General features: G+C 72.5%; 24 protein-coding genes. 7 read left to right on the top strand and 17 right to left on the bottom strand.

From position 1 onward, the window contains the following. The first annotated feature begins 71 nt into the window (after positions 1-71). Positions 72-674 (top strand): TetR/AcrR family transcriptional regulator, encoded by a 603-nt coding sequence (locus ACZ4NB_RS16590; protein ID WP_467662068.1) that lies wholly within the window; start codon positions 72-74, stop codon positions 672-674. A 70-nt stretch (positions 675-744) separates the two neighbouring features. Here ACZ4NB_RS16590 and ACZ4NB_RS16585 read toward each other — a convergent pair whose 3' ends face one another. From ACZ4NB_RS16585 to ACZ4NB_RS16570, 4 genes are all read right to left on the bottom strand, one after another. Then, entirely contained in the window at positions 745-1,311 is a 567-nt protein-coding gene (locus ACZ4NB_RS16585; RefSeq protein ID WP_467662067.1) for an NADPH-dependent FMN reductase, read from the bottom strand. Positions 1,312-1,639: 328 nt separating this feature from the next. Next, positions 1,640-2,071, bottom strand: a complete 432-nt coding sequence (locus ACZ4NB_RS16580) for an ankyrin repeat domain-containing protein (protein WP_467662065.1) — start codon at positions 2,069-2,071, stop codon at positions 1,640-1,642. A 523-nt stretch (positions 2,072-2,594) separates the two neighbouring features. Beyond that, the gene (locus tag ACZ4NB_RS16575; RefSeq protein ID WP_467662064.1) at positions 2,595-3,620 is read right to left on the bottom strand and encodes an asparaginase; all 1,026 of its coding nucleotides are present in this window, start codon (positions 3,618-3,620) and stop codon (positions 2,595-2,597) included. 55 nt (positions 3,621-3,675) lie between these two features. Then, positions 3,676-4,221: an RsiG family protein gene (locus tag ACZ4NB_RS16570; RefSeq protein ID WP_467662181.1), complete on the bottom strand. Its 546-nt coding sequence runs from the start codon at positions 4,219-4,221 to the stop codon at positions 3,676-3,678. A gap of 412 nt (positions 4,222-4,633) precedes the next feature. On the opposite strand from ACZ4NB_RS16570, the gene dtd reads away from it, so the two are divergent. Continuing rightward, on the top strand, positions 4,634-5,059 hold the full coding sequence (gene dtd / locus ACZ4NB_RS16565; protein ID WP_467662063.1) for a D-aminoacyl-tRNA deacylase: 426 nt from the start codon (positions 4,634-4,636) through the stop codon (positions 5,057-5,059). A gap of 131 nt (positions 5,060-5,190) precedes the next feature. Here dtd and ygfZ read toward each other — a convergent pair whose 3' ends face one another. The 6 genes from ygfZ to ACZ4NB_RS16535 all read right to left on the bottom strand — a co-directional run bounded on the left by ygfZ (position 5,191) and on the right by ACZ4NB_RS16535 (position 10,400). Continuing rightward, positions 5,191-6,174: a CAF17-like 4Fe-4S cluster assembly/insertion protein YgfZ gene (gene ygfZ / locus ACZ4NB_RS16560; protein ID WP_467662061.1), complete on the bottom strand. Its 984-nt coding sequence runs from the start codon at positions 6,172-6,174 to the stop codon at positions 5,191-5,193. Between the two features lie 31 nt (positions 6,175-6,205). Continuing rightward, positions 6,206-6,643, bottom strand: a complete 438-nt coding sequence (locus tag ACZ4NB_RS16555; RefSeq protein WP_399148704.1) for a Fur family transcriptional regulator — start codon at positions 6,641-6,643, stop codon at positions 6,206-6,208. A 46-nt stretch (positions 6,644-6,689) separates the two neighbouring features. Beyond that, positions 6,690-7,721 carry an ABC transporter substrate-binding protein gene (locus tag ACZ4NB_RS16550; RefSeq protein WP_467662059.1) on the bottom strand — a complete coding sequence of 344 codons (1,032 nt, stop codon included), beginning with the start codon at positions 7,719-7,721 and terminating at the stop codon, positions 6,690-6,692. Then, complete coding sequence (locus ACZ4NB_RS16545) at positions 7,718-8,527, bottom strand: ABC transporter ATP-binding protein (RefSeq protein WP_467662057.1); 810 nt, start codon at positions 8,525-8,527, stop codon at positions 7,718-7,720. Before ACZ4NB_RS16545 ends, ACZ4NB_RS16550 begins: the two co-directional genes overlap by 4 nt. Continuing rightward, positions 8,527-9,570 (bottom strand): FecCD family ABC transporter permease, encoded by a 1,044-nt coding sequence (locus ACZ4NB_RS16540; protein WP_467662055.1) that lies wholly within the window; start codon positions 9,568-9,570, stop codon positions 8,527-8,529. Before ACZ4NB_RS16540 ends, ACZ4NB_RS16545 begins: the two co-directional genes overlap by 1 nt. Before the next feature lie 242 nt (positions 9,571-9,812). Then, positions 9,813-10,400, bottom strand: a complete 588-nt coding sequence (locus ACZ4NB_RS16535) for a heme-binding beta-barrel domain-containing protein (RefSeq protein ID WP_467662053.1) — start codon at positions 10,398-10,400, stop codon at positions 9,813-9,815. A gap of 307 nt (positions 10,401-10,707) precedes the next feature. On the opposite strand from ACZ4NB_RS16535, the gene ACZ4NB_RS16530 reads away from it, so the two are divergent. Further along, the gene (locus ACZ4NB_RS16530; protein ID WP_393488416.1) at positions 10,708-11,073 is read left to right on the top strand and encodes a DsrE family protein; all 366 of its coding nucleotides are present in this window, start codon (positions 10,708-10,710) and stop codon (positions 11,071-11,073) included. Positions 11,074-11,199: 126 nt separating this feature from the next. On the opposite strand, the gene ACZ4NB_RS16525 is transcribed toward ACZ4NB_RS16530, so the two are convergent. The 7 genes from ACZ4NB_RS16525 to ACZ4NB_RS16495 all read right to left on the bottom strand — a co-directional run bounded on the left by ACZ4NB_RS16525 (position 11,200) and on the right by ACZ4NB_RS16495 (position 15,716). After that, complete coding sequence (locus tag ACZ4NB_RS16525) at positions 11,200-11,487, bottom strand: DUF3099 domain-containing protein (RefSeq protein ID WP_384424758.1); 288 nt, start codon at positions 11,485-11,487, stop codon at positions 11,200-11,202. A 152-nt stretch (positions 11,488-11,639) separates the two neighbouring features. Then, entirely contained in the window at positions 11,640-11,927 is a 288-nt protein-coding gene (locus tag ACZ4NB_RS16520; RefSeq protein WP_467662050.1) for a DUF1416 domain-containing protein, read from the bottom strand. Between the two features lie 41 nt (positions 11,928-11,968). Next, positions 11,969-12,814: a sulfurtransferase gene (locus ACZ4NB_RS16515; protein WP_467662048.1), complete on the bottom strand. Its 846-nt coding sequence runs from the start codon at positions 12,812-12,814 to the stop codon at positions 11,969-11,971. 213 nt (positions 12,815-13,027) lie between these two features. After that, positions 13,028-13,135, bottom strand: a complete 108-nt coding sequence (locus tag ACZ4NB_RS16510) for a putative leader peptide (protein ID WP_393488412.1) — start codon at positions 13,133-13,135, stop codon at positions 13,028-13,030. Positions 13,136-13,359: 224 nt separating this feature from the next. Beyond that, a complete protein-coding gene (locus ACZ4NB_RS16505) occupies positions 13,360-14,058 on the bottom strand; it encodes an LmeA family phospholipid-binding protein (protein ID WP_467662046.1) in 699 nt (232 codons plus the stop codon). 208 nt (positions 14,059-14,266) lie between these two features. Then, positions 14,267-15,460 (bottom strand): hypothetical protein, encoded by a 1,194-nt coding sequence (locus ACZ4NB_RS16500; RefSeq protein WP_467662044.1) that lies wholly within the window; start codon positions 15,458-15,460, stop codon positions 14,267-14,269. A gap of 10 nt (positions 15,461-15,470) precedes the next feature. Further along, complete coding sequence (locus ACZ4NB_RS16495) at positions 15,471-15,716, bottom strand: MoaD/ThiS family protein (protein WP_393488526.1); 246 nt, start codon at positions 15,714-15,716, stop codon at positions 15,471-15,473. A gap of 209 nt (positions 15,717-15,925) precedes the next feature. On the opposite strand from ACZ4NB_RS16495, the gene ACZ4NB_RS16490 reads away from it, so the two are divergent. The 4 genes from ACZ4NB_RS16490 (at position 15,926) to ACZ4NB_RS16475 (ending at position 23,026) form a co-directional block, all read left to right on the top strand. Further along, the gene (locus ACZ4NB_RS16490) at positions 15,926-17,659 is read left to right on the top strand and encodes an ABC transporter ATP-binding protein (RefSeq protein WP_467662042.1); all 1,734 of its coding nucleotides are present in this window, start codon (positions 15,926-15,928) and stop codon (positions 17,657-17,659) included. 110 nt (positions 17,660-17,769) lie between these two features. Continuing rightward, positions 17,770-19,671, top strand: coding sequence for an ABC transporter ATP-binding protein (locus ACZ4NB_RS16485; RefSeq protein ID WP_467662178.1), 1,902 nt, complete (start codon positions 17,770-17,772; stop codon positions 19,669-19,671). Between the two features lie 370 nt (positions 19,672-20,041). After that, positions 20,042-20,740 (top strand): DUF3800 domain-containing protein, encoded by a 699-nt coding sequence (locus ACZ4NB_RS16480; RefSeq protein ID WP_467662040.1) that lies wholly within the window; start codon positions 20,042-20,044, stop codon positions 20,738-20,740. Between the two features lie 45 nt (positions 20,741-20,785). Next, positions 20,786-23,026, top strand: a complete 2,241-nt coding sequence (locus ACZ4NB_RS16475) for a hypothetical protein (RefSeq protein ID WP_467662038.1) — start codon at positions 20,786-20,788, stop codon at positions 23,024-23,026. The last annotated feature ends 743 nt before the right edge of the window (positions 23,027-23,769 follow it).

The following is a 23,769-nucleotide window of genomic DNA, read 5'->3' as shown; positions in this document are numbered from 1 at the left end:
TGTAGTGGTTGCAAGTGGTTTTCTGAAAATGTTCGAAAGGAGTGCGGGCGGCATGGTGCGAGGTGGGCGACATGGTGCGTAATCCGGAGCGGCGGGCGGCGCTGGTGGATGCCGCGATCGAGGTGCTGGCGCGGGAGGGTGCGCGCGGACTGACCTTCCGGGCCGTCGACGAGGAAGCGGGCGTGCCCAAGGGCACCGCCTCCAACTACTTCGCCAACCGGGACGACCTGCTGGGCCAGGTCACCGGGCAGATCCACCGGCGCATCGAGCCCGACCCGGACGAGGTCGCCGAGGTGATGGCGGCACCGCCGAGTCGGGCGCTGGTCGTCGAGCTGATGGGGTGGATCAACCGCCGGGTGGCCGAGAACCGCACCGGCTATCTGGCGATGCTGGAACTGCGTCTGGAGGCGACCCGGCGCCCCGAGCTGCAGGTCGAGATGACCCGGGTGATCCGGGCGACGCTCGATGAGGACGTCCGCTTCCACCTGGAGAACGGGCTGCCGGGGGACCGTACCGCCGTGACGCTGATGTATCTCGCGATGACCGGGCTGATGCTGGAGCAGCTCACACTGCCGGGGGTGGTCCCGGTCGAGGAGACCGACGGCCTGATCTCGGCGCTCGTCGATCGCACGATCGGCCCGCAGGACGGTACGAGCCGGGAGGTCTCCCCGTAGGGGTTCGCCCAGTGGGGGTTGTCCCTGTGAGGGCGCTCGCCCGTCGCCAATGCTCCGGGCGGCGGTAGGGCTAGGCGCCGTACGGGCGGGCCGTGCGGGCCTCGCGGAGGGCCACGGCCCACCAGGTCAGCTGGTGGAGCAGGGCGTCGGCGGCCTGTGCGACGGGGGCCGGGTCGTGCAGCCGGCCGGCGTCGTCGAAGAGGTTGCCGGCGAACGGGAAGCTCACCGTTTCGCGCACCGTAGTGGCGTGCAACTCGGCGAAGACCAGCCGCAGTTGCTCGACCGCGCGGAGCCCGCCGGAGATCCCGCCGTACGAGACGAAGCCGACCGGCTTGGCCTGCCACTGCGGGTGCAGCAGGTCGATGGCGTGCTTGAGCGGGGCCGGGAAGGAGTGGTTGTACTCGGGGGTGATCACGACGAAGGCGTCCGCCTCGTCGACGCGCTTGGCGAACGACTCGAACTCCTCGCTGCCGTGGCGGAGTTCGTACGGGCGGACGGTGTCCAGGTCGATGACGTCCACATCGATGTGGGTGTGGCTCTCGGCGTGCCGGGTGAACCAGTTCGCGATGACGGGCGCGAACCGGCGCTCCCGGGTGCTGGCGATGATCACTGCGAGGCGGTAGCGGTGCTCGGACATGCGTGGCCCTTCGTGGCATGGCGGGTGGGTCGGCGGACGGCGTTGTCGCCGTCGTCGGGACCCGACGCTAGGACCTCAAGCGAGCTTGAGGTCAAGCGCCACGAAAACCCTGCTCAGCCGCCATGAAGGGCGCCGCTCGCCCGTCGCCGAGGTGTCGCTTACCTCGTGCCCTCACGGGCGCGGTGCGCCTGCCGTCACGGACGTGCGCCTGCCGTCACGGACGTGGTGCGCCTGCCGTCACGGGCCTGGTTCACCTGCCGTCACGGTGTGGTGCGCCTGTCGCGTCGCGGGTGTGCCGCACCGCCGTCCACGGGCGCCGCCCGCCGGTTCACTCCGCCCCGAACAGCGTCAGCAGCTCCGTCTTCTGGAACATCCGGGCCGTCTCGATCGCCGAGGGCGTGCCCGCCGACGGGTCCGCGCCATGCGCGATCAGCACCTTGACGACCTCGTCCTCGCCCTTGAAGACCGCTCCGGCGAGCGGGGTCTGGCCGCGGTCGTTGGGGCGGTCGACGTCGGCGCCGCGCTGCAACAGGGCCTCGGCGGTGGCGGCGTGGCCGTGGTACGCGGCCAGCATCACCAGGGAGTCGCCCCTGTCGTTCGTCAGGTTGGCGGGGACGCCCGCGTCCACGTACGCGGCGACGGTGTCGGTGTCGCCGTGCCGCGCCAGGTCGAAGACCTTCGCCGCGAGCTGCAGTACCTCGGGGTCGTGCGCGTGCTCGATCGCCTCGGGCCCCTGCGGCTCGGGATTCGCGTCGCTCATGGTCGCCGGCCTCCTGCTGTGGTGGATGGTGCGTGCGTGCACTGTCATCGCCACTTTATGCAGGCCATGGCCGTCGCGGCAGCGGTCGCGGGGCCGATGGTGGCCGGGAGTTGCTCGTCTGCGGGCGGCTTCCGGCCATGTTCGCGCCGACAGGCCCTACGGGCTGGGCGAACAGATCCCGTAGGGGGTGCGAGGGCCCCCTGCGGGGCCACAACGTGGTGGGGGCGGGCGGTATTCCAGCGGGGCGGCTCCGGTGCGGAACGCCGCGGGCGCGCGGCGGCACTTCCGGCGCGGGATGGCGCGCGTGCACGGCGGCATCCCGCCCCGGAACGCGATGGCCGGCGCCGGCTACGCGAGTGCGGACGGCCCCCGGCCCAGACGGCACCCCCGGCCCGGCCCCCGACCCAGACGGCACCCCCGGCTTGGCCCCCGGCCCAGACCGCGATCCGGCCCGCCCGGCACCCCGCCCCGCCCGCCTCCGCCTCAGACCCCCACCGGATGCCTCAGCAGCCTGCCGGCGCTCTCAGAACGCCGCCCGGATCTCCCCCACGCGGACGCCGCCGCCCAGCAGTGGTGCGTCCTCCAGGCGGGAGAGCACGGGGGAGTCGATGCCCATCTGGCGCAGGGTGCGGGCCAGGATCGGGCCGAGGGTGCGGGTGGCGCCGTCGTCGATCTTGAAGGCCACGGCGCGGCCGTCCGGGAGGGCCAGCGCCTGCACGGCCTCGGCCCCCATCTTCGACAGGGTGCCGGGCAGCGCCTGCATCAGCCAGGTGTCGGGGCGGCGGGTGCCGGCGACGTACTCCGGGTGGGCGCGCATCGCGTCCGCCACCCGCCGCTCCGGGGTGCCGGGCTCGGCCAGTACGAAGTGCCGGAAGGCGCGGGCCAGGCCGGTCAGGGAGAGCGCGAGCAGCGGCGCACCGCAGCCGTCGGTGCCGACGTGGGCGACGTCCTCGCCGCTGGCGCTGCGCACGCCCTCGGCCACCAGCTGCTGCAGCGGGTGGTCCTGGTCGAGGTAGGTGTCCAGCGGCCAGCCGTTGAGCGCGGCCGCGGCCAGCATCGCGGTGTGCTTGCCGGAGCAGTTCATGGCGAGGCGGTCGCGGACCCGGCCCGACGCGAGGTAGGACTCCGCCTCCGCCGGGTCCAGCGGCAGGTCCGGCGGGGTCTGCAGATGGTCGGGGGTCAGGCCGTGCTCGGTCAGCATCGTGCGGACCAGATCGAGGTGGAAGTCCTCGCCGGAATGGCTCGCGGCGGCCAGCGCCAGCCGCTCATCGGACAGCTCCAGGCCCGCCCGCAGCACCGCGGCCGCCTGCATCGGCTTGTTCGACGAACGCGGGAAGACCGGCGCGGCCACATCGCCCAGCGCCGTCTCCACGCTGCCGTCGGCCGCGAGCACCACGAGCGAGCCGCGGTGCCGGCCCTCGACGAAACCGGAGCGCACGACCTCGGCGAGGACGGGGGAGACCGGAGAAGCCGGAGAGGCCGGAGACGGCACGGAGGCGGCGGACGCCGGGGTCGGCGCGGGGGACGGGGTGGGCGAGGACGAGGTCATCGGCGGCCTTCCGGGTGGCGGGGGTGACCTTCCGGCCCGGAGGCTTGTGGCCCGTTCAGGACAGCAGGTCGTCTACTTGTGCTTCGCCTTCACGGTACCTGCGGCCGATTTCCGCGCTGCACTCGTCGGTGGTCCGCTGCAGCGACTGACGGCGCTGCGAGACCTGCCGCTCGTAGCGGATCAGCCGGCCCATCGCGTCGTGCAGTTCCTGGTCCGTGCGCGCGGTGAGATCGGACAGCTCCACATCACCCAGCATCTCGTCGGCCAGCCTGCGGTACTCCTCGCTGTGCGGGGTGCCCAGCGTCACATGCCGCGCCGAGGAGCGGTGCCGGGACGGCAGATCCGTCAGGATCTCCGGCAGCCGGTCCAGCAGCGGTGAATGCTGCGCGGTACGGCGGGCGATCTCGGCCCGCAGGATGTCGATCCGGCCCTGCAGCAGCCGCCGCAGATAGCTCAGATCGGCCTCCTCCTGCTGCGAGTCGCGCCGCACCACCCGCAGCTCGGGCAGCCCCAGGCCGGAGAGGTCGGGAATGTCGGCCGGGCGGCAGTGGTCGCGCTGCTGCGGGGGGCGGGGGTGCTGCGCCTGGCCTGCCTGGAGCATGGGGCCGTCCTCGGTGCCGGCGGGCTCGACCCGAGCCGCTGCCGTGGTCGTAGTGGTGGTGGGTGCGGTGGTGGCCGGTGTGGTGGTGCTCGTCGTGGAGGCGGCCGGCGGCGCCGGCGGGACCGGGACCGCGGGTCCGGGGTCCGGTGTGGGGGAGGCCGGTGCGGTCCGTCCGGTCGGTGTCGTACGGGCGGTTGGTACGGGCCCGGGTGTCTGTCCGGCGCCGAGAGTGCTCATGAATCGTTCCGTCCCCTCGTCCGGTGCCGCGTCCAGGGCATGTTGTCCATGAAACGCACCACGTGCACGCATCGTGCCACTCTGGGCGGTCCTTCTGCAGGGCCATGGCACCCGAACGGCCCCTGTAGTGGCACGGCTGTCCGAAGCACTCCGCCTGCCCGGCATCATGGCGGGTATGCGAGCTGTGGTGCAGAGAGTTGACGGCGCACGCGTCGAGGTGGCGGGCGAGACGGTCGGGGAGATCGTGGGGGAGGGCCTGTGCGTGCTGGTGGGCGTGACCCACGACGACACCCCCCAGAAGGCGGCGCAGCTCGCCCGGAAGCTGTGGTCGGTGCGGATGCTGCAGGGCGAGAAGTCCTGCTCGGACACTTCGGCGCCGCTGCTGGTGATCAGCCAGTTCACTCTCTACGGTGACGCCCGCAAGGGCCGTCGCCCCACCTGGAACGCCGCGGCGCCGGGGCCGGTCGCCGAGCCGCTGGTCGACGAGGTCGTCGCCCAGCTGCGGGCGCTGGGCGCCCACGTGGAGACCGGTCGCTTCGGCGCGCAGATGAAGGTGTCGCTGACGAACGACGGGCCGTTCACGGTACTGGTGGAGGTCTAGGGGAAGGACACCCCAGGCCGTCCCCTAGGGGGCGGCCTGCTCCTTTCTCGGACTGCGGGGGCTGCGGGGGCTGCGGGGGCTGCTCCAGGGGTTGTCCCCCAGGAGCAGCCCCCGCCCGTGCCAGGAGCCCCCTACGGCTCCACCACGACCTCCTGCGCCGCCGCCGTGGTCCCCGCCATCAGCTCGGCGTCCACCGGGACGTTCCGCTTGACCAGGGCCAGGGCGATCGGGCCCAGCTCGTGGTGGCGGGCCGAGGTCGTGAGGAAGCCGAGCTGGCGGCCCTCGGGTCCGTCCGCGGCCAGGCGTACGGGGGTGCCGTGCGGCGGCAGATGCACCTCGCTGCCGTCCAGGTGCAAGAAGACCAGCCGGCGCGGCGGCTTGCCCAGGTTGTGGACCCGGGCGACGGTCTCCTGGCCGCGGTAGCAGCCCTTCTGGAGGTGGACGGCGGTGCCGATCCAGCCCAGCTCGTGCGGGATCGTGCGGTGGTCGGTCTCCAGGCCCAGGCGCGGGCGGTGCGCCTCGACCCGCAGCGCCTCCAGCGCCAGCACGCCGACCGCCGGGCCGTCCGCGGCCGCGGCGAAGGACTCCAGCTGCTCGCGCGGCAGGAACAGGTCGCGGCCGTGCGCGGTCTCGCGTACGACGGTGTCCGCGGGCGTCTCGGTGATGGAGCCGGCCGGCAGATGCACCACGGCGATCTCGGCGGTGCGGTCGGCCACCTCGACCCGGTAGAAGAACTTCATGCTCTCCAGGTAGGCGATCAGCGCCTCCTGCCGGCCGGGCTCGGTGTGCAGCCAGGTCGTCCCGCCGTCGTCGACGAGGTACACGGCGTGCTCGATATGGCCGTGCGCGGAGAGGATCAGCGCCTCGGTGGCCTGGCCGGGCGGGAGTTCGCTGACGTGCTGGGTGAGCAGCAGATGCAGCCAGGTCAGCCGTTCGGGGCCGGTGACGGTGACCACGCCGCGGTGCGAGAGGTCCACGAAGCCGGAGCCGTCGGCGAGGGTGCGCTGTTCGCGGAACAGGTCGCCGTAGTGCGCGGCGACGCCTTCGTCGGGCGCCTCGGCGGGCACGGCGCCGGGCAGCGACAGCAGCGGGCTGGCGGGTGATTGTCGCAGCATGGGCCCAGCCTACGACTCGCCGGCGACTGCCTCAGCCGTCGCCCTCCTCGGAAGCGGTGCGGCAGTTGGCGCAACGCCCGAAGATCGCGAAGTGCTTCATATCCGTCTCGAAGTCGAACTGTTCGCGCAGCGTCGCGGTGAACGGCTCGGCCACCGACAGGTCCGCCTCGATGACGTCGGTGCAGTCCCGGCACACCAGATGGATGTGGTGGTGGCGGTCGGCCAGGTGGTACGTCGGCGCCCCGTGCCCGAGGTGGGCGTGGCTGACCAGGCCGAGCTCCTCAAGGAGCTCCAGGGTGCGGTAGACGGTGGAGATGTTCACTCCGCCCGCCGTCTTGCGCACCTCGGTGAGGATGTCGTCCGGGGTGGCGTGCTCCAGTCTGTCCACAGCCTCCAGCACGAGCTGCCGCTGCGGGGTCAGGCGGTAGCCGCGCCTGCGGAGGTCGCTCTGCCAGTCGGTGGTCACCACACAGCCAGTCTAGGAGGCCGAGGGGCGGGTGCGTATGCCCGCCGCGTCAGCCGGCCGCCCGTACGCCGCGCAGATAGCGGGCGAGCGCGCCGATCGCGGCCGGGTTGCGGGGGCTTTCGACCAGATCGGCGTAGTCCATGACGTAGATCCGGTCGTTCTTCACGGCCGAGACGTTCGCCAGCGGCGGGTAGGACTTCAAGAACGCCTTCTTCTGCGCGCCGGTGGGGGTGCCGTAGTCGTTGACGACGATGACGTCGGGGTCGCGGGCCACGACGGTCTCCCAGCCCACGGTCGTCCAGGAGTCCTTGAGGTCCTTCATCACATGGTCGCCGCCGGCCTTGGTGATGATGTCGTGCGGGCCGGCGTACCTGCCCGCGGTCAGCGGCTTGTCGCGGCCGTCGTCGTAGAGGAAGACGGAGGGGCGGCGGGCGGGCGCGGGTGCCTCGGCGGCGGCCTGGGCGACCTGCCGGCGGTACTTCTTCACCAGGGCGGCGGCCCGGCCCTCGACGTGGAAGATCTTCCCGAGGTTCTCCAGGTCGGCGTAGAGCGCCTCCAGGGGCGGCATCACCCCGCGGGAGCCGCCGGAGGTGCCGTTGCGGCAGGACTCGGTGAGCACATAGCTGCCGATGCCGAGCTTCTTCAGGGACGCCGGGGTGAGGTTGCTGCCCTCGCCGAAGCCGTAGTTCCAGCCCGCGAAGACCAGGTCGGCGCGGGCGTCCAGCGCGATCTCCTTGGTGATCGCCTTCTTGGACAGCCAGGGGACCTTGTCGTAGGCGTCCTTCCAGGCCACCGCGTCGATCCTGCCCCGGTAGGCGGGCATGACGTAGCCGGCCATGTGGTCTTCCAGGCCGAGCGCGAACATGATGTCGGCGATCCCGACGTCGTTGGTGACCACGCGCCGGGGCGCCTGGCGGTAGGTCGTGGGCACACCGCAGTTCTCGACGGTGACCGGGTAGTGGCCGTCGGCGGACCCGCCCGCGGCGCGGTCCGGGGCGACCTCGGCCCCGCAGCCGGTCAGGGCGAGGGCGAGGACGGCGAGCAGGGCGGCGGGGCGGTGGATGCGCATGGTGGTCCTCATGGGGCGGTCGGGGCGATGCGGTCGAAGAGCAGCTGCACGGCGCCGGATCCGGGGTGGGTGACGCGGTGCGCGCGGACGTGGAAGACCTCGGCGAGCAGCTCCTCGGTCAGCACGTCGTGCGGGGCGCCGGAGGCGACGATGCGGCCGCCGGCGACGACGTACAGCTCGTCGCAGTGGACGGCGGCCAGATTGAGGTCGTGCAGGGCGGCGAGCACGGTCGGGCCGCCCTCGGCCCCGTCCCCGGGGCGCCCCCAGTTGCGTACGAGTGCGAGCACCTCCAACTGCTGGGCGATGTCGAGGTGGTTGGTGGGCTCGTCGAGCACCAGCACTCTGGGCCGCTGGGCCAGCGCGCGGGCGATCAGCACCCGCTGCTTCTCGCCGCCGGACAGGCTCGCAAAGCCCCGGTCGGTCAGGTGGCCGGTGCCGGTGCGCGACAGCGCCGCCGCGCAGATCTCCCGGTCGGCGGCGCCGGGGCGCCCGGAGCCGCCGCGCTGGTGCGGCAGCCGCCCCATCGCGACGACCTCGGCGGCGGTGAAGTCGAAGTCGGTGGCGGTCTCCTGGGGGAGCACGGCCAGGTGCCGGGCCTGCTCGCGGGCGGTCATGGCGGTCAGCTCGGCGCCGTCGAGCCGTATGGTGCCGGCGGCCGGGCGCAGCGCGCGGTAGACGCAGCGCAGCAGGGTGGACTTGCCGCTGCCGTTGGGGCCGACCAGCCCGATGAAGCGGCCACTGCCCGCGCGCAGGGTGATGTCGGACAGGAGGCGGACGCCCGCCACGTCCACCGACACGTCCTCGATGTCGACCCGCATCAGGCACCGCCCGAGAAGCTGTAGCCGCGCCGCCGCATCAGCACGATGAAGCAGGGCACGCCGATGACGGCGGTGATCACCCCGACCGGCAGTTCGACGGGCGCCAGCAGCACCCGCGACAGGGTGTCCACCCACACCAGCAGCACCGCCCCGAGCAGCGGTGCGACGGCCAGCACCCGGCGGTGGTCGGCACCGACCAGCATCCGGGCCACATGCGGCACCATCAGCCCGACGAAGCCGATCGCGCCGCTGACCGCGACCACCGCGCCGGTGACGGCGGCCGCGATCACGAACAGCTCGCGGCGCATCCGCCCGGCGTCCACGCCCAGCGCGGCGGCCGTCTCGTCGCCCATGGCCAGCGCGTTCAGCCGGCCCGCGGTCAGCAGCAGACGGGCCAGCGCGGCGGCCACCGCGACCGCGGCGATCGGCAGCGAGCCCCAGCCGGCCCCGCTCAGGCTCCCCAGCAGCCACATCATCGCCGAGCGGGCCGCCTCGCCGCGGTCGGCGGTGAAGACCATCAGGGTGGTGACGGCGGAGAAGCCGTAGTACATGGCGGTGCCGGTCAGCACCAGCCGCAGCGGGGTCAGCCCGTGGGCGGTGCGGGCGGCCGCGTACACCAGGGCCATGGCCAGCAGCGCGGAGGCGAACGCCGATGCCGACAGCGCCCAGACGCCCAGCGCGCCCAGTGCCCCGAAGAGCAGGACGGCGTTGGCGCCGACGGCCGCGCCGGAGGAGATGCCGAGGACGAAGGGGTCGGCCAGGGCGTTGCGGACCAGCGCCTGGACGGCGACGCCGATGGCGGCCAGCCCCGTGCCGACGACCGCGGCCAGCAGCGCCCGGGGGAAGCGCAGCTCCCACACGATGGTGTACGGGGCGACCTCGTCGGGCGCGAGGGTGGCGCCGGTCAGCCCGGCACCGAGGTAGCGCAGCACCTGCGCCCAGCTCACCCCGGAGGCGCCGAGGCCGACGCCGCACAGCAGGGAGCCGAGGAGGACGGCGCACAGCGCGGCCACCAGGGGGGTGGTTCGGGCGGGGGGTGCCAAGGGACCTGCGCCTTCGGCTCGGGCCGCGGGCACAGGAAGGAGCGGCGGCCGGGCGCCCGGCTCGCACCGGGAGGCGTCCGAAGGCAGCGCGGCGTCCCCTCGCAGTCCACGGCGAGTTGAAAGGATCGGGCGCCGCCGCGGGCGATCGGGCTTGCGGAAGGGGTCTTCCGCTTACCGTTGCGGGTCAGCGCCGGACTCTCACCGGACTTCCCCCGCGGGGCGCGTCACACTCGGAGGGCGGTTCAGCCCTGGTACGGAGTGCCGTCCGGGTTGAAGAAGGCGACCCCGTCCGGCATGTCGTCGGGCAGGCTCTCGGCCCACTCCTGCAGACCCGCGACCTTCTTCAGGTGCGCCGACATGTAAGGGCGCAGCGGCACGTCCGGGGTGGCCTTCTCGCCGACCCACATCAGGTCGCCCTTGACGTAGCCGTAGAGCCGCTTGCCGCCGCTGTACGGGCCGGCGGCGGCGGTGCGGGCGACGGCGTCGGTGGCGAGGTCGATCTGCGGCTTCTTGTCGGCCAGCTCGCCGTACCAGACCTCCACCACGCCCTGGTCGCGGATCATGACGATCTCGACCTTGCGGTCCGCGTCGACGCGCCAGTAGCCGCTCTCGGTCTCCAGCGGGCGGACCTTGTTGCCCTCGCTGTCGAGCACCCAGCTGTGCGAGGTGTACTCCAGGAAGTCGCGGCCGTCGTGGGCGAAGACGACCTCCTGCCCGAAGTTGCACTTCTCGGTGCCGGGGAAGTCGGCGACGCCGGCGCCCTCCCAGCGGCCGAGGAGGAAGGCGAGCGGCACCAGGGCCGGGTTCAGGTCGGACGGGATCTCGATCATGACAGCTCAGGCGATCTGTTGAGGGGGCGGTCGGCGGGGTGCGCGAAGCGCTGCGGCGAAGGGCGGCGCTGGCCGGCGCGCGAGCCGGTCAGCGCTGGCCCTGGTACAGCTTCTTCCAGGTCAGCCCGGCGAACGCGATCACGCCGATGCCGACCAGAACCAGCAGGGTGGTGAAGAATGCCTCAAGCACGAGCGCGCTCCTTGGACGGAGTGAGGGTGTAACGGACCGCCTGCGATTCTAGTCGGCGCGGGGAACGGCGGCGCTGTGAGGTCCGCCGCGCGCCGGTGCCCGCTCTACTCTTGCCTTATGGCGAAGAAGCTCGTGATCAAGGTGACGGCGGGCGCGGACGCGCCCGAGCGCTGCTCGCAGGCGTTCACGGTGGCGGCGGTGGCGGTGGCCAGTGGCGTCGAGGTGTCGCTGTGGCTGACCGGGGAGTCGGTGTGGTTCGCGCTGCCGGGGCGGGCGGCCGAGTTCGAGCTGCCGCACGCCGCGCCGCTGCCGGAGCTGATCGACGGGATCCGCGCGGGCGGCGGGGCGATCACGGTGTGCACCCAGTGCGCGGCCCGGCGGAACATCGAGCAGAAGGACCTGATCGACGGGGCGGGCATCGCCGGCTCCCAGCTCTTCGTCAGCGAGATCATGCCCGATGACGTGCAGGCGCTGGTCTACTGACCGTGGTCCCGACGGACGCGCACCGGGCGCTGGTGTACTGACGCGTCCGGCGCGCCGGAGCGCTGAGCGGGTGCGGTGCGCCGGTGTGCCGAGGGCCCGGCGGCCGGGGGCGCGCCGACCGGGGGGCTACCGCGGATGCTTGTCGTCGCCCCGGTCGTCCAGCTCGCGCCACCAGCGGTCGGACTCGGGGTCGCCCGACTCGTCCCACCAGCGTTCGCCGGGCTCCCGGCGGTTGCCGATGATCGCCGCGATCGGCGGGATGACCATGGCGACCAGGCACATGCCCACCGCGGCCGGCACCGACCACAGCCGCACCACGCCCCACGCCAGCACGAACAGCACCAGGCACACGCCCATCAGCACGAAGTAGCGGCGGTGACGGCGCTCGGCGGGCGACCGGCGGCGGCTGTCCATAGCTCCACGGTAAGTCCGCGGCGAGGCGGAAAGAAGCCGCCGCGAAGGCCCGTTCCGCCCCCCGGACACGCCGAAGGGCCGCACCCCGGCAAAGGCGTCCAAACCTCTGGGGTGCGGCCCTCCGGCCGTGCGAAGGTGCCCGAAGGCCGCCGTCAGACGGCGATGGCGACCTCCGACAGGCCGCCCTTCTGGGCGACGACGCTGCGGTCCGCGGTGCCGCCCGGGACCAGGGCGCGCAGCGTCCAGGTGCCCTCGGCGGCGTAGAAGCGGAACTGTCCGGTCGCGGAGGTCGGAACCTCGGCGGTGAACTCGCCGTTGCTGTCCAGGAGTCGGACGTAACCGGTGACGGGCTGGCCGTCGCGGGTCACGCTGCCCTGGATCGTGGTCTCACCGGGCTTGATGGTCGAGGCGTCCGGGCCGCCGGCCTGTGCTCCACACATAGCGGTACTTCCTTGAGGGGTTGAGGGAGAAGCGGTCTGGCTTACTTGTTGGCGCCGAGCTCGATCGGGACGCCGACCAGGGAGCCGTACTCGGTCCAGGAGCCGTCGTAGTTCTTGACGTTGGTCTGGCCGAGCAGCTCGTGCAGCACGAACCAGGTCAGCGCGGAGCGCTCACCGATCCGGCAGTAGGCGATGGTGTCCTTGGCGAGGTCGACGGCCTCCTCCTCGTAGAGGGCCTTGAGCTCGTCGTCCGACTTGAAGGTGCCGTCGTCGTTGGCGTTCTTCGACCACGGGATGTTGCGGGCGCTGGGCACGTGGCCGGGGCGCTGCGACTGCTCCTGCGGGAGGTGCGCGGGGGCCAGCAGCTTGCCGCTGAACTCGTCGGGGGAGCGCACGTCGACCAGGTTGAGGTTGTCGATCGCGGCGACGACGTCGTCACGGAAGGCGCGGATGGAGGTGTCCTGGGCCTTGGCCTTGTACTCGGTCGCCGGGCGCTCGGGCACCTGCGCGCCGTCGACCAGGTCGCGCGAGTCCAGCTCCCACTTCTTGCGGCCGCCGTCGAGCAGCTTGACGCTGTCGTGGCCGTAGAGCTTGAAGTACCAGTACGCGTAGGAGGCGAACCAGTTGTTGTTGCCGCCGTAGAGGACGACCGTGTCGTCGTTGGCGATGCCCTTGGCGGACAGCAGCTTCTCGAAGCCTGCCTGGTCGACGAAGTCGCGGCGCACCGGGTCCTGGAGGTCCTTCTTCCAGTCGATGCGGACCGCGTTCTTGATGTGGTTCTTGTCGTAGGCCGAGGTGTCCTCGTCGACCTCGACGATCACGACCTTCGGGTCGTCGAGGTGGGCCTCGACCCAGTCGGCGTCTACGAGGACGTCGCTACGGCTCATGTTCTTCTCCTCCGGGGCAGTTGCGGGGGGCGGTGTGCAGAGTTGCATGCGGGTACGCCCGTTTTGCGCCGATCTCTTCAGGACGGCCCGATTCATTCGAACGGGGACGAAAGTGGCGCTGAGTGGGGACTCGCGGGGTTGCGGCCTTGAGGGGCCGGCCGGGCGAGGGGGCACCCCCCCGCTCCTAGGGGCCGGGGGAGGTGCTCAAGCCCGTCAGGCAGGGCGACAGAGCATGGCGGCGACGCGACACAGGTCTACTGCCCGCCGCTTCGTGAGTACCGCCTGTCCCCGATGACGGAGAGGGCTCAATGCGCTCTGCATGGCACCGATCGTAGGGACGCGAGGCCGGGCGTGTCACCGGTGTGTCAAATGCCGAGACGTGATTGTCCGTGATGTGGGATGCGGGGTGGTGCGGAGCGCGCCCGGGCGCCGCGCCGGGGGCCGTGCGCCGGTGGGGGGTCTGGCGTACGGACCGGGGTGTCTCAGGAAATGGACGGTGGTTCGGTCGACGGGCGGGCCGGTGGGGCGGCCCGCCGCACGCCCGGTCAGCCGGGGAGCTTGACGTCCGTGCCGGAGGCGGAGATCGAGATGCCGTCCGCCTGCGTCGTGACCTTGTCCAGCTTCAGGTTGCCGGGCAGCTGGTCGAGCTTCCACTCGTGGTCCGTCTGGGAGCGCACCTTCGACTCGCAGCCCGGGAGCACCTTGCACATCGTGGGGACCTTGTCGGCCCGCAGCCGGACGGTGTTGCCGTCCACGGTGAGGGAACCGGTGACATCCAGCGAGCTCAGCAGCGGCACGTTCGGCGAGATCTTGACCTGGCTGCGGCCGTCCTTCTGCCCGGCGTAGGAGATCTTGACGTCGCCGCCCGCCGCCCTGGTCAGGTCGGCGTAGCTGATCCGGGCCGTGCCGGTGGCCGAGGCCGCGCTCTGGATGGACATGTAGTCGCTGGTCAGCGCCACATCGTGGAACTGTGCGGAGAGCTTGTCGATCCGCAGGGTGCGCCCCTCGGCCCTGGCCTCGATGCCGCCGAGCTCGGCGTCGACCTCGTCGAGGCTGCGGCCGGCGACCTGGGTCAGGAACGGGAAGCCCTTGATGGAGACCTCCGGCGTCCGGTCCAGCCCCTGGCTGCCGCGGATCTTCTCCGAGGCCATGTCCTCGGCGAGATTGACCGCCAGCCGGTCGGCGCCCACGAAGAGCCCGCCGAATATGACGAGGATGATCAACAGCACGCGAAGTGCACGCATCGAACCACTACCCCCACACCTGGGCCGGCTCCCGGCCTTGTCGTCCGTGCAGGCCCCCTGCCTGCGCTCCGGACGACCCTAGAGGACGTGGTCGGGGAAGCGGGAGCGGCGGCCGCCGCAAGGCGCAAGTAGCGCCGCGGTACGCGTACGACGACGGCGGCCGCCGGGAGGGGGTGCCTCCCGGCGGCCGCCGTCGCAGGGACCGGCCCTAGTGGCCCAGTGCCCTGCCCAGCACGTACACCGCGGGCGCGGCCAGGGCCAGCGGCAGCGCGACGCCGGCCGTCATGTGCACGAAGCGCGACGGGTAGTCGTAGCTGGCCACCCGCAGGCCGATCAGGGCGCAGCCGCCGGCCGCCAGGCCCAGCAGCGCGCCGGAGGCCCCCAGGCCGGTCAGCTGGCCGGCGCCGATGCCGGCGCCCGCGGCGGCCACCAGGGCGACGCCGATCGAGACGGCGGACGGCATCGGCAGCGCCCTGGCGAGCGTGGCCACCGCGACCGCGGCGGCGCCGACGGACACCGCGTGCCCGCTCGCCGCGAGCTGCCCGGCGGCGAGCACCGCCAGCGCGGTCGAGGTCAGCCCGGCGGTCAGCGCGTACATCCGCTCGTCGGCGCTGCTGCGGTTGCGCAGCTGGAGGATGAGGACGAGCAGGCACCACACGCCGAGCGTGCCGATGCCGACCAGCGGCGCGCTCTCGCGGTCGGTGGCGAGCAGGGCGGCGTCGGTGGTCAGTCCGGCCAGGAACGCCAGCGCGATGCCCTGGCGGGCCGGCCACATGCCGTTCAGCCGGAACCACCCGGCGGCGGTGACCGCCTGCAGCAGCGCCACCGGCACGGCGAGCGCCGGGCGGCCCAGCGGCGCGGTCAGCGCGAGCAGAGCCGCGAGCACGGCGGTCAGCGCGGCCGGCTGGATGCCGGGCGGGATGATCGGCGAGCGGCCCTCGGCGCGGGCGCGCTGGTTGGGCGCGAGGTGCGCGGTGTCGAGCGGTGCGGTGGCGACCGCCGCTGCCGCCGCGGGGGCCGGCGCGGGCCGGGCCGGCGGGTGCTGGCGGGCGTAGGGCTCCCCGGCCGGCGGGGCGCTCTGGTGCTGGGCGGGCAGCTGGCCGTAGTGCTGCTGCGGCGGTGCGGGCTGCTGCTGGGGTGCCGCGGGCTGCTGCGGCTGCTGCTCGTACGCCTCGTAGCCGTAATGGCCGCGCCCGTACGGGTCATGTCCGGGCTGCGGCTGTTGCGGCTGCTGCGCGTAGGGGGCGTGGGCCTGCTGCCCGTACGGGTCGCCGTACGCCGCCTGGGGTGCGTCGTGCGGGGGGTGCCCGGAGTGCCCGGCCTGCTGGGCGTACGGATCCGGCTGCGCGTACGGGTCGTGCGACGGGTACGCCTGGTGGTCCTGCGGCTGGTGGTCGTTCATGGTCTCCTGCTCACCCTCCCGCGAACGGCGGCAGAACCTCGACGGTGCCGCCCTCGGCCAGCGGCACCGCCGCATGGTCGCGGGTACCGACCGGATCGCCGTCCACCAGGAACGAGCAGCGCATCAGGACGCGCGCGAACTCGGGGTTCCCCGAGTGCGCCGCGCGTGCCGCGTCGAGCGCCTCGGCGAGCGTCGCCGCCGCATACGGCTCCTCAGCCGTGCCGGCGGCGGCCTTCGCCGCGGCCCAGTAGCGCACGGTGCCAGTTGTTGTCACGGCGGCCTCTTCGTCGTGTCGGTCGGGGGCCGCCCGTTCTGCGCGCAGCCCCGTCGTTGCCGCCTCCATGATGGCGCACGCGGCGGCCGGTGCCGTTCCGGGCACGTCCCGGCGGCCGCCCGCCCGGCAGCTCACCGGCAGGCTCCGGGAAAATCGATTGCCGAAGGCAAGCGTTCACATAAGCTCCCTATGTGTTGGTCCGACTCGCGCGGGCGCATCTGCGGCCCCACAAGCGCTCGATATCCCTGATCGTGCTCCTGCAGCTGATCCAGACCCTGGCCACCCTCTATCTGCCCACCCTCAACGCCGACATCATCGACAACGGTGTCGTGAAGGGGGACGCGGGCTACATCCTGCGCATCGGCGGTTTCATGACCGCCGTGACCCTGCTGCAGATCGTCTGCGCGATCGCCGCCGTCTACTTCGGTGCCCGTACGGCCATGGCGCTCGGCCGGGACATCCGCCTCGCGGTCTTCGACCGGGTGCAGTCCTTCTCCGCCCGGGAGGTCGGGACGTTCGGCGCCCCGTCGCTGATCACCCGCACCACCAACGACGTCCAGCAGGTCCAGATGCTGGTGCTGATGACGTTCACGATGATGGTCTCGGCGCCGATCATGTGCGTCGGCGGTGTCGTCATGGCGCTCAACCAGGACGTTCCGCTGTCCGCCCTGCTGCTGGTCATCGTCCCGGCCCTCGGGATCCTCGTCTCACTGATCGTGCGCCGGATGCGCCCGCTCTTCCGCGGGGTGCAGGAGCGCATCGACACCGTCAACCGCGTGCTGCGCGAGCAGATCGCCGGTATCCGCGTCATCCGCGCCTTCGTCCGCGACACGCACGAGCGCGAGCGGTTCGCCGGGGCCAACACCGACCTCTACGACGTCTCGATCCGGGCCGGCCGGCTGATGTCGATGATGTTCCCGCTGGTCATGCTGATCATGAACCTCTCCAGCGTGGCCGTCGTCTGGTTCGGCGGACTGCGCATCGACAGCGGCGCCATGCAGATCGGCGCGATGACGGCGTTCCTCAGCTACCTGATGTACATCCTGATGTCGATCATGATGGCGACGTTCATGGTGATGATGCTGCCGCGCGCCGAGGTCTGCGCCGAGCGCATCCAGGAGGTGCTGGCCACCGACTCCAGCGTCGTACCGCCCGCGCACCCCGTCACCGAGCTGCGCCGGCACGGCGAACTGGAGCTGCGCGACGTGGAGTTCCGCTTCCCGGGTGCCGAGCAGCCGGTCCTCAAGAACATCTCGCTGACCGCCCGCCCCGGTGAGACCACCGCCGTCATCGGCTCGACCGGCAGCGGCAAGTCCACCCTCCTCGGGCTCGTCCCCCGCCTCTTCGACGCCACCGGCGGCACGGTCCTGGTGGACGGCGTGGACGTGCGCACCCTCGACCCGGAGACCCTGGCCAGGACCATCGGCCTGGTCCCGCAGAAGCCGTACCTCTTCTCCGGGACGGTCGCCGGCAATCTGCGCTACGGCAATCCGGACGCCACCGACGAGGAGCTGTGGCACGCCCTGGAGACCGCCCAGGCGCGGGACTTCGTCGAGCGGATGGAGGGCGGCCTGGACGCCCCCGTCGCCCAGGGCGGCTCCAACGTCTCCGGCGGCCAGCGCCAGCGGCTGGCCATCGCCCGCGCCCTGGTGCGCCGCCCGGAGATCTACCTCTTCGACGACTCCTTCTCCGCCCTGGACTACGCGACGGACGCCGCGCTGCGGGCGGCGCTCTCCCGCGAGACCGACCGGGCGACGGTGGTGATCGTCGCCCAGCGGGTCTCCACGATCCGCGGCGCCGACCGGATCGTCGTCCTCGACGAGGGCCGCGTCGTGGGCACCGGCACCCACACCGAGCTGATGGCCGACAACGAGACCTACCGGGAGATCGTGCTCTCCCAGCTCACCGAGCAGGAGGCGGCGTGACCACCGCGGACAAGGCGGACAAGGGGGCCGCGGCCCCCGCGGCCACCGAGGATGCCCCTTCGAAGGCCCCGGCCCGGGGCCCGGCCCCGGCGGCCGGCCCGGCCCGCATGATGGGCGGCCAGCCCACCGAGAAGTCCATGGACTTCACGGGCTCCGGCAAGCGCCTGCTCGCCCAGATGGGGCCCGATCGCGCCGTGATGTCCGTCGCGCTGCTGCTCGGGGTGCTGAGCGTGGCGCTGACCGTCGTCGGCCCCAAGGTCCTCGGCCACGCCACCGACCTGATCGTCTCCGGCGTCATCGGCCGCCGGCTGCCCGAGGGGCTCTCCAAGGCAGAGGCCGCGGCCCGGCTGCGCGCCGGCGGACAGGGCGGGCTGGCCGACATGCTCGCCACGATGCCGGTCGTCCCCGGCCGCGGCATCGACTTCGGCGCGGTCGGCACGGTCCTGCTCTGGGTCACCGTGATCTACGCCGCGGCGTCCCTGTGCGGCTTCGTCCAGGCCCGGATCGCGACCAAGGTCGTGCAGCGCACCGTCTTCCGGATGCGCGAGCAGGTCGAGGAGAAGCTCGCCCGGCTGCCGCTGAGCTACTTCGACAAGCAGCAGCGCGGCGAGGTGCTCTCCCGCGCCACCAACGACATCGACAACATCCAGCAGACCCTGCAGCAGACCCTCAGCCAGATCGTGGCCTCGCTGCTGACCATCCTCGGCGTGCTCGCGATGATGTTCTGGATCTCCTGGCTGCTGGCCCTGGTCGCCCTGATCACGGTCCCGGTCTCGGTCGTCGTCGCCACCAAGGTCGGCAAGCGCGCCCAGCCGCAGTTCGTCCAGCAGTGGAAGACCACCGGCAAGCTCAACGCGCACGTCGAGGAGATGTACACCGGCCACAGCCTGGTGAAGGTCTTCGGCCGCCAGAAGGAGTCCGCCGCGATCTTCCGCGAGCAGAACGAGGCGCTCTACTCCGCCGGCTTCAAGGCCCAGTTCATCTCCGGTGTCATCCAGCCCGCGATGATGTTCATCGGCAACCTCAACTACGTCCTGGTGGCCGTCGTCGGCGGTCTGCGGGTGGCGTCCGGGTCCCTGTCCATCGGCGATGTGCAGGCATTCATCCAGTACTCCCGCCAGTTCAGCCAGCCGCTGACCCAGGTCGCCTCGATGGCCAACCTCGTCCAGTCCGGCGTCGCCTCCGCCGAGCGGGTCTTCGAGCTGCTGGACGCCAAGGAACAGGAGCCGGACGCGGCGTCCCCCGACCGGCCCGAACGCGTCGCGGGCCGGGTCGAGTTCGAGGACGTGTCCTTCTCCTACTCCGCGGACAAGCCGCTGATCGAGAACCTCTCGCTGTCCGTCCGCCCCGGCCAGACGGTCGCCATCGTCGGCCCGACCGGCGCGGGCAAGACCACCCTGGTCAACCTCCTGATGCGGTTCTACGAGGTCCGCGGCGGCCGGATCACCCTCGACGGGGTCGACATCGCCGAGATGTCCCGCGAGGACCTGCGCGGCCACATCGGCATGGTCCTCCAGGACACCTGGCTCTTCGGCGGCACGATCGCGGAGAACATCGCCTACGGCGCCCCCGCCGGCACCTCCATGGACAAGATCGTCGCCGCTGCGAAGGCCACCCACGTGGACCGCTTCGTGCGCACCCTCCCCGACGGCTACGACACCGTCATCGACGAGGAGGGCGGCAATGTCTCGGTGGGCGAGAAGCAGCTGATCACCATCGCCCGCGCCTTCCTCGCCGAACCCGAGATCCTCGTCCTGGACGAGGCCACCAGCTCGGTCGACACCCGCACCGAGGTCCTCATCCAGCACGCCATGGCCCAGCTCCGCACCGGCCGCACCAGCTTCGTCATCGCCCACCGCCTGTCCACCATCCGCGACGCCGACACGATCCTGGTCATGGAGCAGGGCAGCATCGTCGAGCAGGGCTCGCACGAGGCGCTGCTGGCGGCGGGCGGCGCCTACGCGCGGCTGTACGCGGCGCAGTTCGCCGAGGCGGTGGCCGAGACGGGGTGAGGCCGTCCGGGCCGGGGTGCGCCCGTGACCTGCGGGTAAACCCAACTCCCCCTGGGAGTTGCGGATTTGTGTGTAGGTCATACGGGCGCACCGCTATGGTGTGACGAACACGTGACGCACGGCGACGCTGTGACGCATGGGGTTCGGGAATGATCCTGGATGCCGACGCCCGCGAGGAACTGGCGGGCGACGGCTGCTGCTTGGGGTGAGTGGTGCCTCCCATGAGGCCGGATCCGCCGCAGAGCACGCACCCGTTGGACCGCCGGGCACGAGCGGGTGCGTGGTGAACGGGAACGCTCCACGCCAAGAGGGTGCGGACGATGGCGTGCGCGCGCGGTCCTCGATGCGGCCCAGTACGGAGACGGCTGTCATGGCCACCCAGGAATCCGCCGCGCCGCTGCGGATCATCTTCGCCGACGATGCCGGCGACTCCCGCACGATCGCGGCCTTCGCCTCGTTATCCGTCCACCTCGACGACCTGGCGATCGCCAAGATGGACCTGCTGCGCTTCCGTTCGGAGCTGGAGGGCGACCCGGATCTGGGTATCCCGATCGACGCCTCCCTGCACGCGCAGGACCTCGCCGCGGGCCGCGGGCGCCACGTCTACCGGCCGGGCCTGCTCGGCGAGGCACGACAGGCGCACCTCGCCCGCTGCCGGGGGGCGATCCGCCGCGGCCTGGAGGCCGTCGCCGGCATCCCCCGGGCGCGGGTGACCGCCGTCTACCGGGAGACCGACGACTACGGCCGCGACCGCCCCGCCCTCCAGCGCGCCTGGCTCGCCCGGATCGAGGCCGAACTCGCCGCGTCGGACGAGTACGGGGTGGTGATCGTGGACGGCGACGGGGCCGAGACCTCCCTGATCGACGCCTACCACGATCTGCCGGAGCGCGACCGGCGCATCAAGGGCGTCCCGCTCTTCGCCTCCGCCCGCATCAACTACTTCCTGCAGGCCGCCGACCTGCTCGCCTACGCCGCGTACCAGAGCGTGGCCAAGCGTCCGGAGCGCGCGTTCATGTGGGACTGGTTCGGCACCGCCCTGCCGTGGGCGGACGGGCCGTACGCGCTGTGACCGACGGGTCCGAGTCTTCAACCACCTGCAAACGACGGAGGGTTCATGTCGAAGTCCGCGGCAGCGCAGCCGATCACCGTGGAATGGGGCAAGGAACAGGTCGTGGTGTCCGACGTCGCGCGGGAGCTGCCCGACGCGTCGAAGGTCGACGACCGGGCGAAGGTGGTCAAGGCCGGGACCGCGAACGGGCTGGCCTCGCTCCCCGAGGACGCCTGGCACGCGGTCTCCCGCGCCTCGATCAGCCCCGAGCTGGTCGCGATGCAGCTGCGCCGGTCGGCGGAGTCCGACGGCAGTCTGCTGCTGGAGGAGCATGTGGACGGGGCCACGCTGCGCTCGGTGCACACCCGGGTGTGGCTGACCGAGCTGTTCCCCGGCATCCAGCCGCGCACCGGCCAGAACGCCCTGGACGAGGACGACCCGCAGGTCTTCGGCATGGCCGAGGACGGGCGGCCGCAGGCGATCCTGCGCTACCGCTACCGTGACCGCGCCCATCTGCGCAAGCACATCTGGCAGACCGTCGAGGGCACCCTGACGCTCAACTCCTACGAGGAGTCGATCCTGGCCCGGCGGGTGACCCGGGCCCTGATCGTGCACCCCGCCGTCTTCGAGTTCGAGGCCGAGGGCGAGGAGCCGGTGCACGCCCTGGTCGCACGGGACGGCATCACCCGGCTCGCCAGCGCCTGGAAGATCCTCGCCGGGCCGGGCGCCACCCAGGCGCGGGCCGCCGAGCTGGCGGTGGAGACCCTGACGGCGGAGCGGGCGCAGCCGCCCAACGAGCCGCCGAAGTCGCGCTCGCAGCGCTGGGCGCTGAGCCGGGAGCAGCGGCGCGGCGCGCTGCGGGAGGAGTTCGTCCGCGAGTCGGCCGGGGAGCTGCCCTCGCTGCGGGCGATCCAGATCGCCCAGACGTATGCGGTGCCGGCGCATATCGCGGTGGGGGCGAAGGCCCACCACTCGGGTCTGCTGCCCGCCGCCGACGTCTTCGACGACGCGCTGCGCTCGATCCTCGCCTCGGTGCACGTCGAGTTCAAACCGTGGGACGCGGCGGCCCAGAACCTGGAGGTGGCCACCCGGGCGCTCAAGCTCGTCGTCCAGACCCGGGCCCGCGAGTGGGGCATGGAGGAGCTGCTCGGCGAGGTCTACGCGCTCGCCGTGGGCCGCCGGGGGGAGTCCGAGACCCCGGCGATCTTCCAGGACGCCCGGATCCCGGGAACGCCGCTGTGGCGAGCCGTCTATCTGCTGCATGTCCTGACCCGGCCCCGGCTCCTGGAGGAGCTGCGCGGCCGCGCCAAGGAGATCAAGAACGAGCGGCGGATGACCATCAAGGGCTACGCGGGGCTGCTCGGCCCCGTGGTGGACAAGCCCTGGCGGGGGCAGAAGAAGTCGGTCGTCAAACAGGCGCTCAAGGCGTGGGGCAACGGCGGGGTGCTGTCCAAGGACGTGCTGTCCGAGGGCTGGATCCCGGTGCCGGTCGACGACTTCACCAGCCTGGTCGAGCCCGCGCTGAACGGCGACGGCGACGCCCGCGGCACCCTCGCCCTGGCCGGCGGCACGGCGCTGATCGCGGACAAGCTGATCTCCAGCAACGTCGGTTCCGCGCTCAGCACCCGGCGCGAGCCCGGCAAGGTGCCCTTCCGCGCCGACGCCAACATCGTGGTTGCCGGCCTGGCCCGCGAGGGCAACGCACTCGGGCTGTGGACCCTGGCACTGGCCGCCCAGCGGTTCCAGGCCGATCGGCTGCCCCGCAACGCCGGCGCCCGGCAGGAGTTCGGGCTGCCGGGCGAGGACGACGCGAGCGCGGGCTATCAGCATGTCGCGGTGGACCTGGCGGCACCGGACCGGATCCGCCGGGTCGAGGGGGCCGAGGTGCCGCTGCTGACCTGGGACGTGGTCTACGCGTCGGACGAGGAGCGGGCGCTGAAGGCCGTCAGGGACGCGCAGCCGGCGGCGCCGGTGCTCCGGCCGTCGCCGCAGCAGCCGGGCGGGCAGGGCGAACCGGAAGCGGAGCCGGGGACGGGGCCGGGCCCCGCACCGGAGGCGGCGGACGAGCGCCCGGTGGGGCAGCGGATCGCCGATCTGCGCCAGTCGCTGGGCCGGTCCCTGGACCAGGCGCAGGGGGCGCTGGCGGCGCTGGCGGAGCTGGACCAGGGGCGGTCGCAGCCGCTGTTCACCGACCGCGACGAATGGGCCGGGCTGCGGGAGAGCGCCATCCAGGTACTGAAGAAGCTGGAGGACTTCCGCCCGCCGATGGAGGAGGACGAGGAGGCGGAGCCCGAAGGCGACGCCTGACGGGCGGTGCCGTGCCGTGTCGGGGCGCGCACGGGGTGCGCATCCGTGCGCTCCCTGTGCTCCCCCTGGCCGCAAGGCGCCGCCCGCCCGTCCGCGGGGCGGGGCGGTCCGCCGGGGGGCGCCCGCGGCGATCGGACGGCGATCGGGGGCGGGCGGGCGGTGGCCGAGGCGCGGCCCGGCGGCCCGGTCCGGGACCCGCGGCCGCCGGTCGTCCGGTCCCCGCCACCGCGGCGTCACCTCGGGGTCAGGCCGCGATCATGTCCGCATGCTGGGAAAACCCGGCGGCGGCGGAAAGTGGTGCGGGGAGATCGGGCCCGCCGGCGAGGCGCCGCGCGACGGCGGTGGCCGCGCCGTCGGCCAGGGGCTCCGATCCGCTTCAGGACGGGCTTTCCGGGGGTGCGGGCGGCCTCGGGCCGGCTCCCTTTTCCGTCAACCGAGGACACGCGCCGACCACTCGAAGTGATCGAGAGAACACAAGAACGTGCAAAATCGGCCTCGGGCTTGGAAGCCCGGTGGGCTATTCTGCTGGGCAAGAAGGATCCGGGCAGCGTAGCCCCCGGGTCCTTTTGTGCTTTCAGCCGCGAGCCGCGCGGCTGTCAGGACCGTACGAAGCAGTGCCGCAGACTCCCCCGGCCAGGGCCGGGAGGTGCCCCCGTCGCAGGGACCGAGGAGGAACCAGACGTCATGGGCGAGCGAAGCAGGCAGGACCGAGAGCAGGACAGGGCGAAATGCTCCGGGAACCG

The sequence above is a fragment of the Streptomyces sp. NPDC026575 genome (assembly GCF_055567415.1).
The sequence above is the reverse complement of the archived record's forward strand: the minus strand, read 5'-3'. Positions and strand labels throughout refer to the sequence as shown.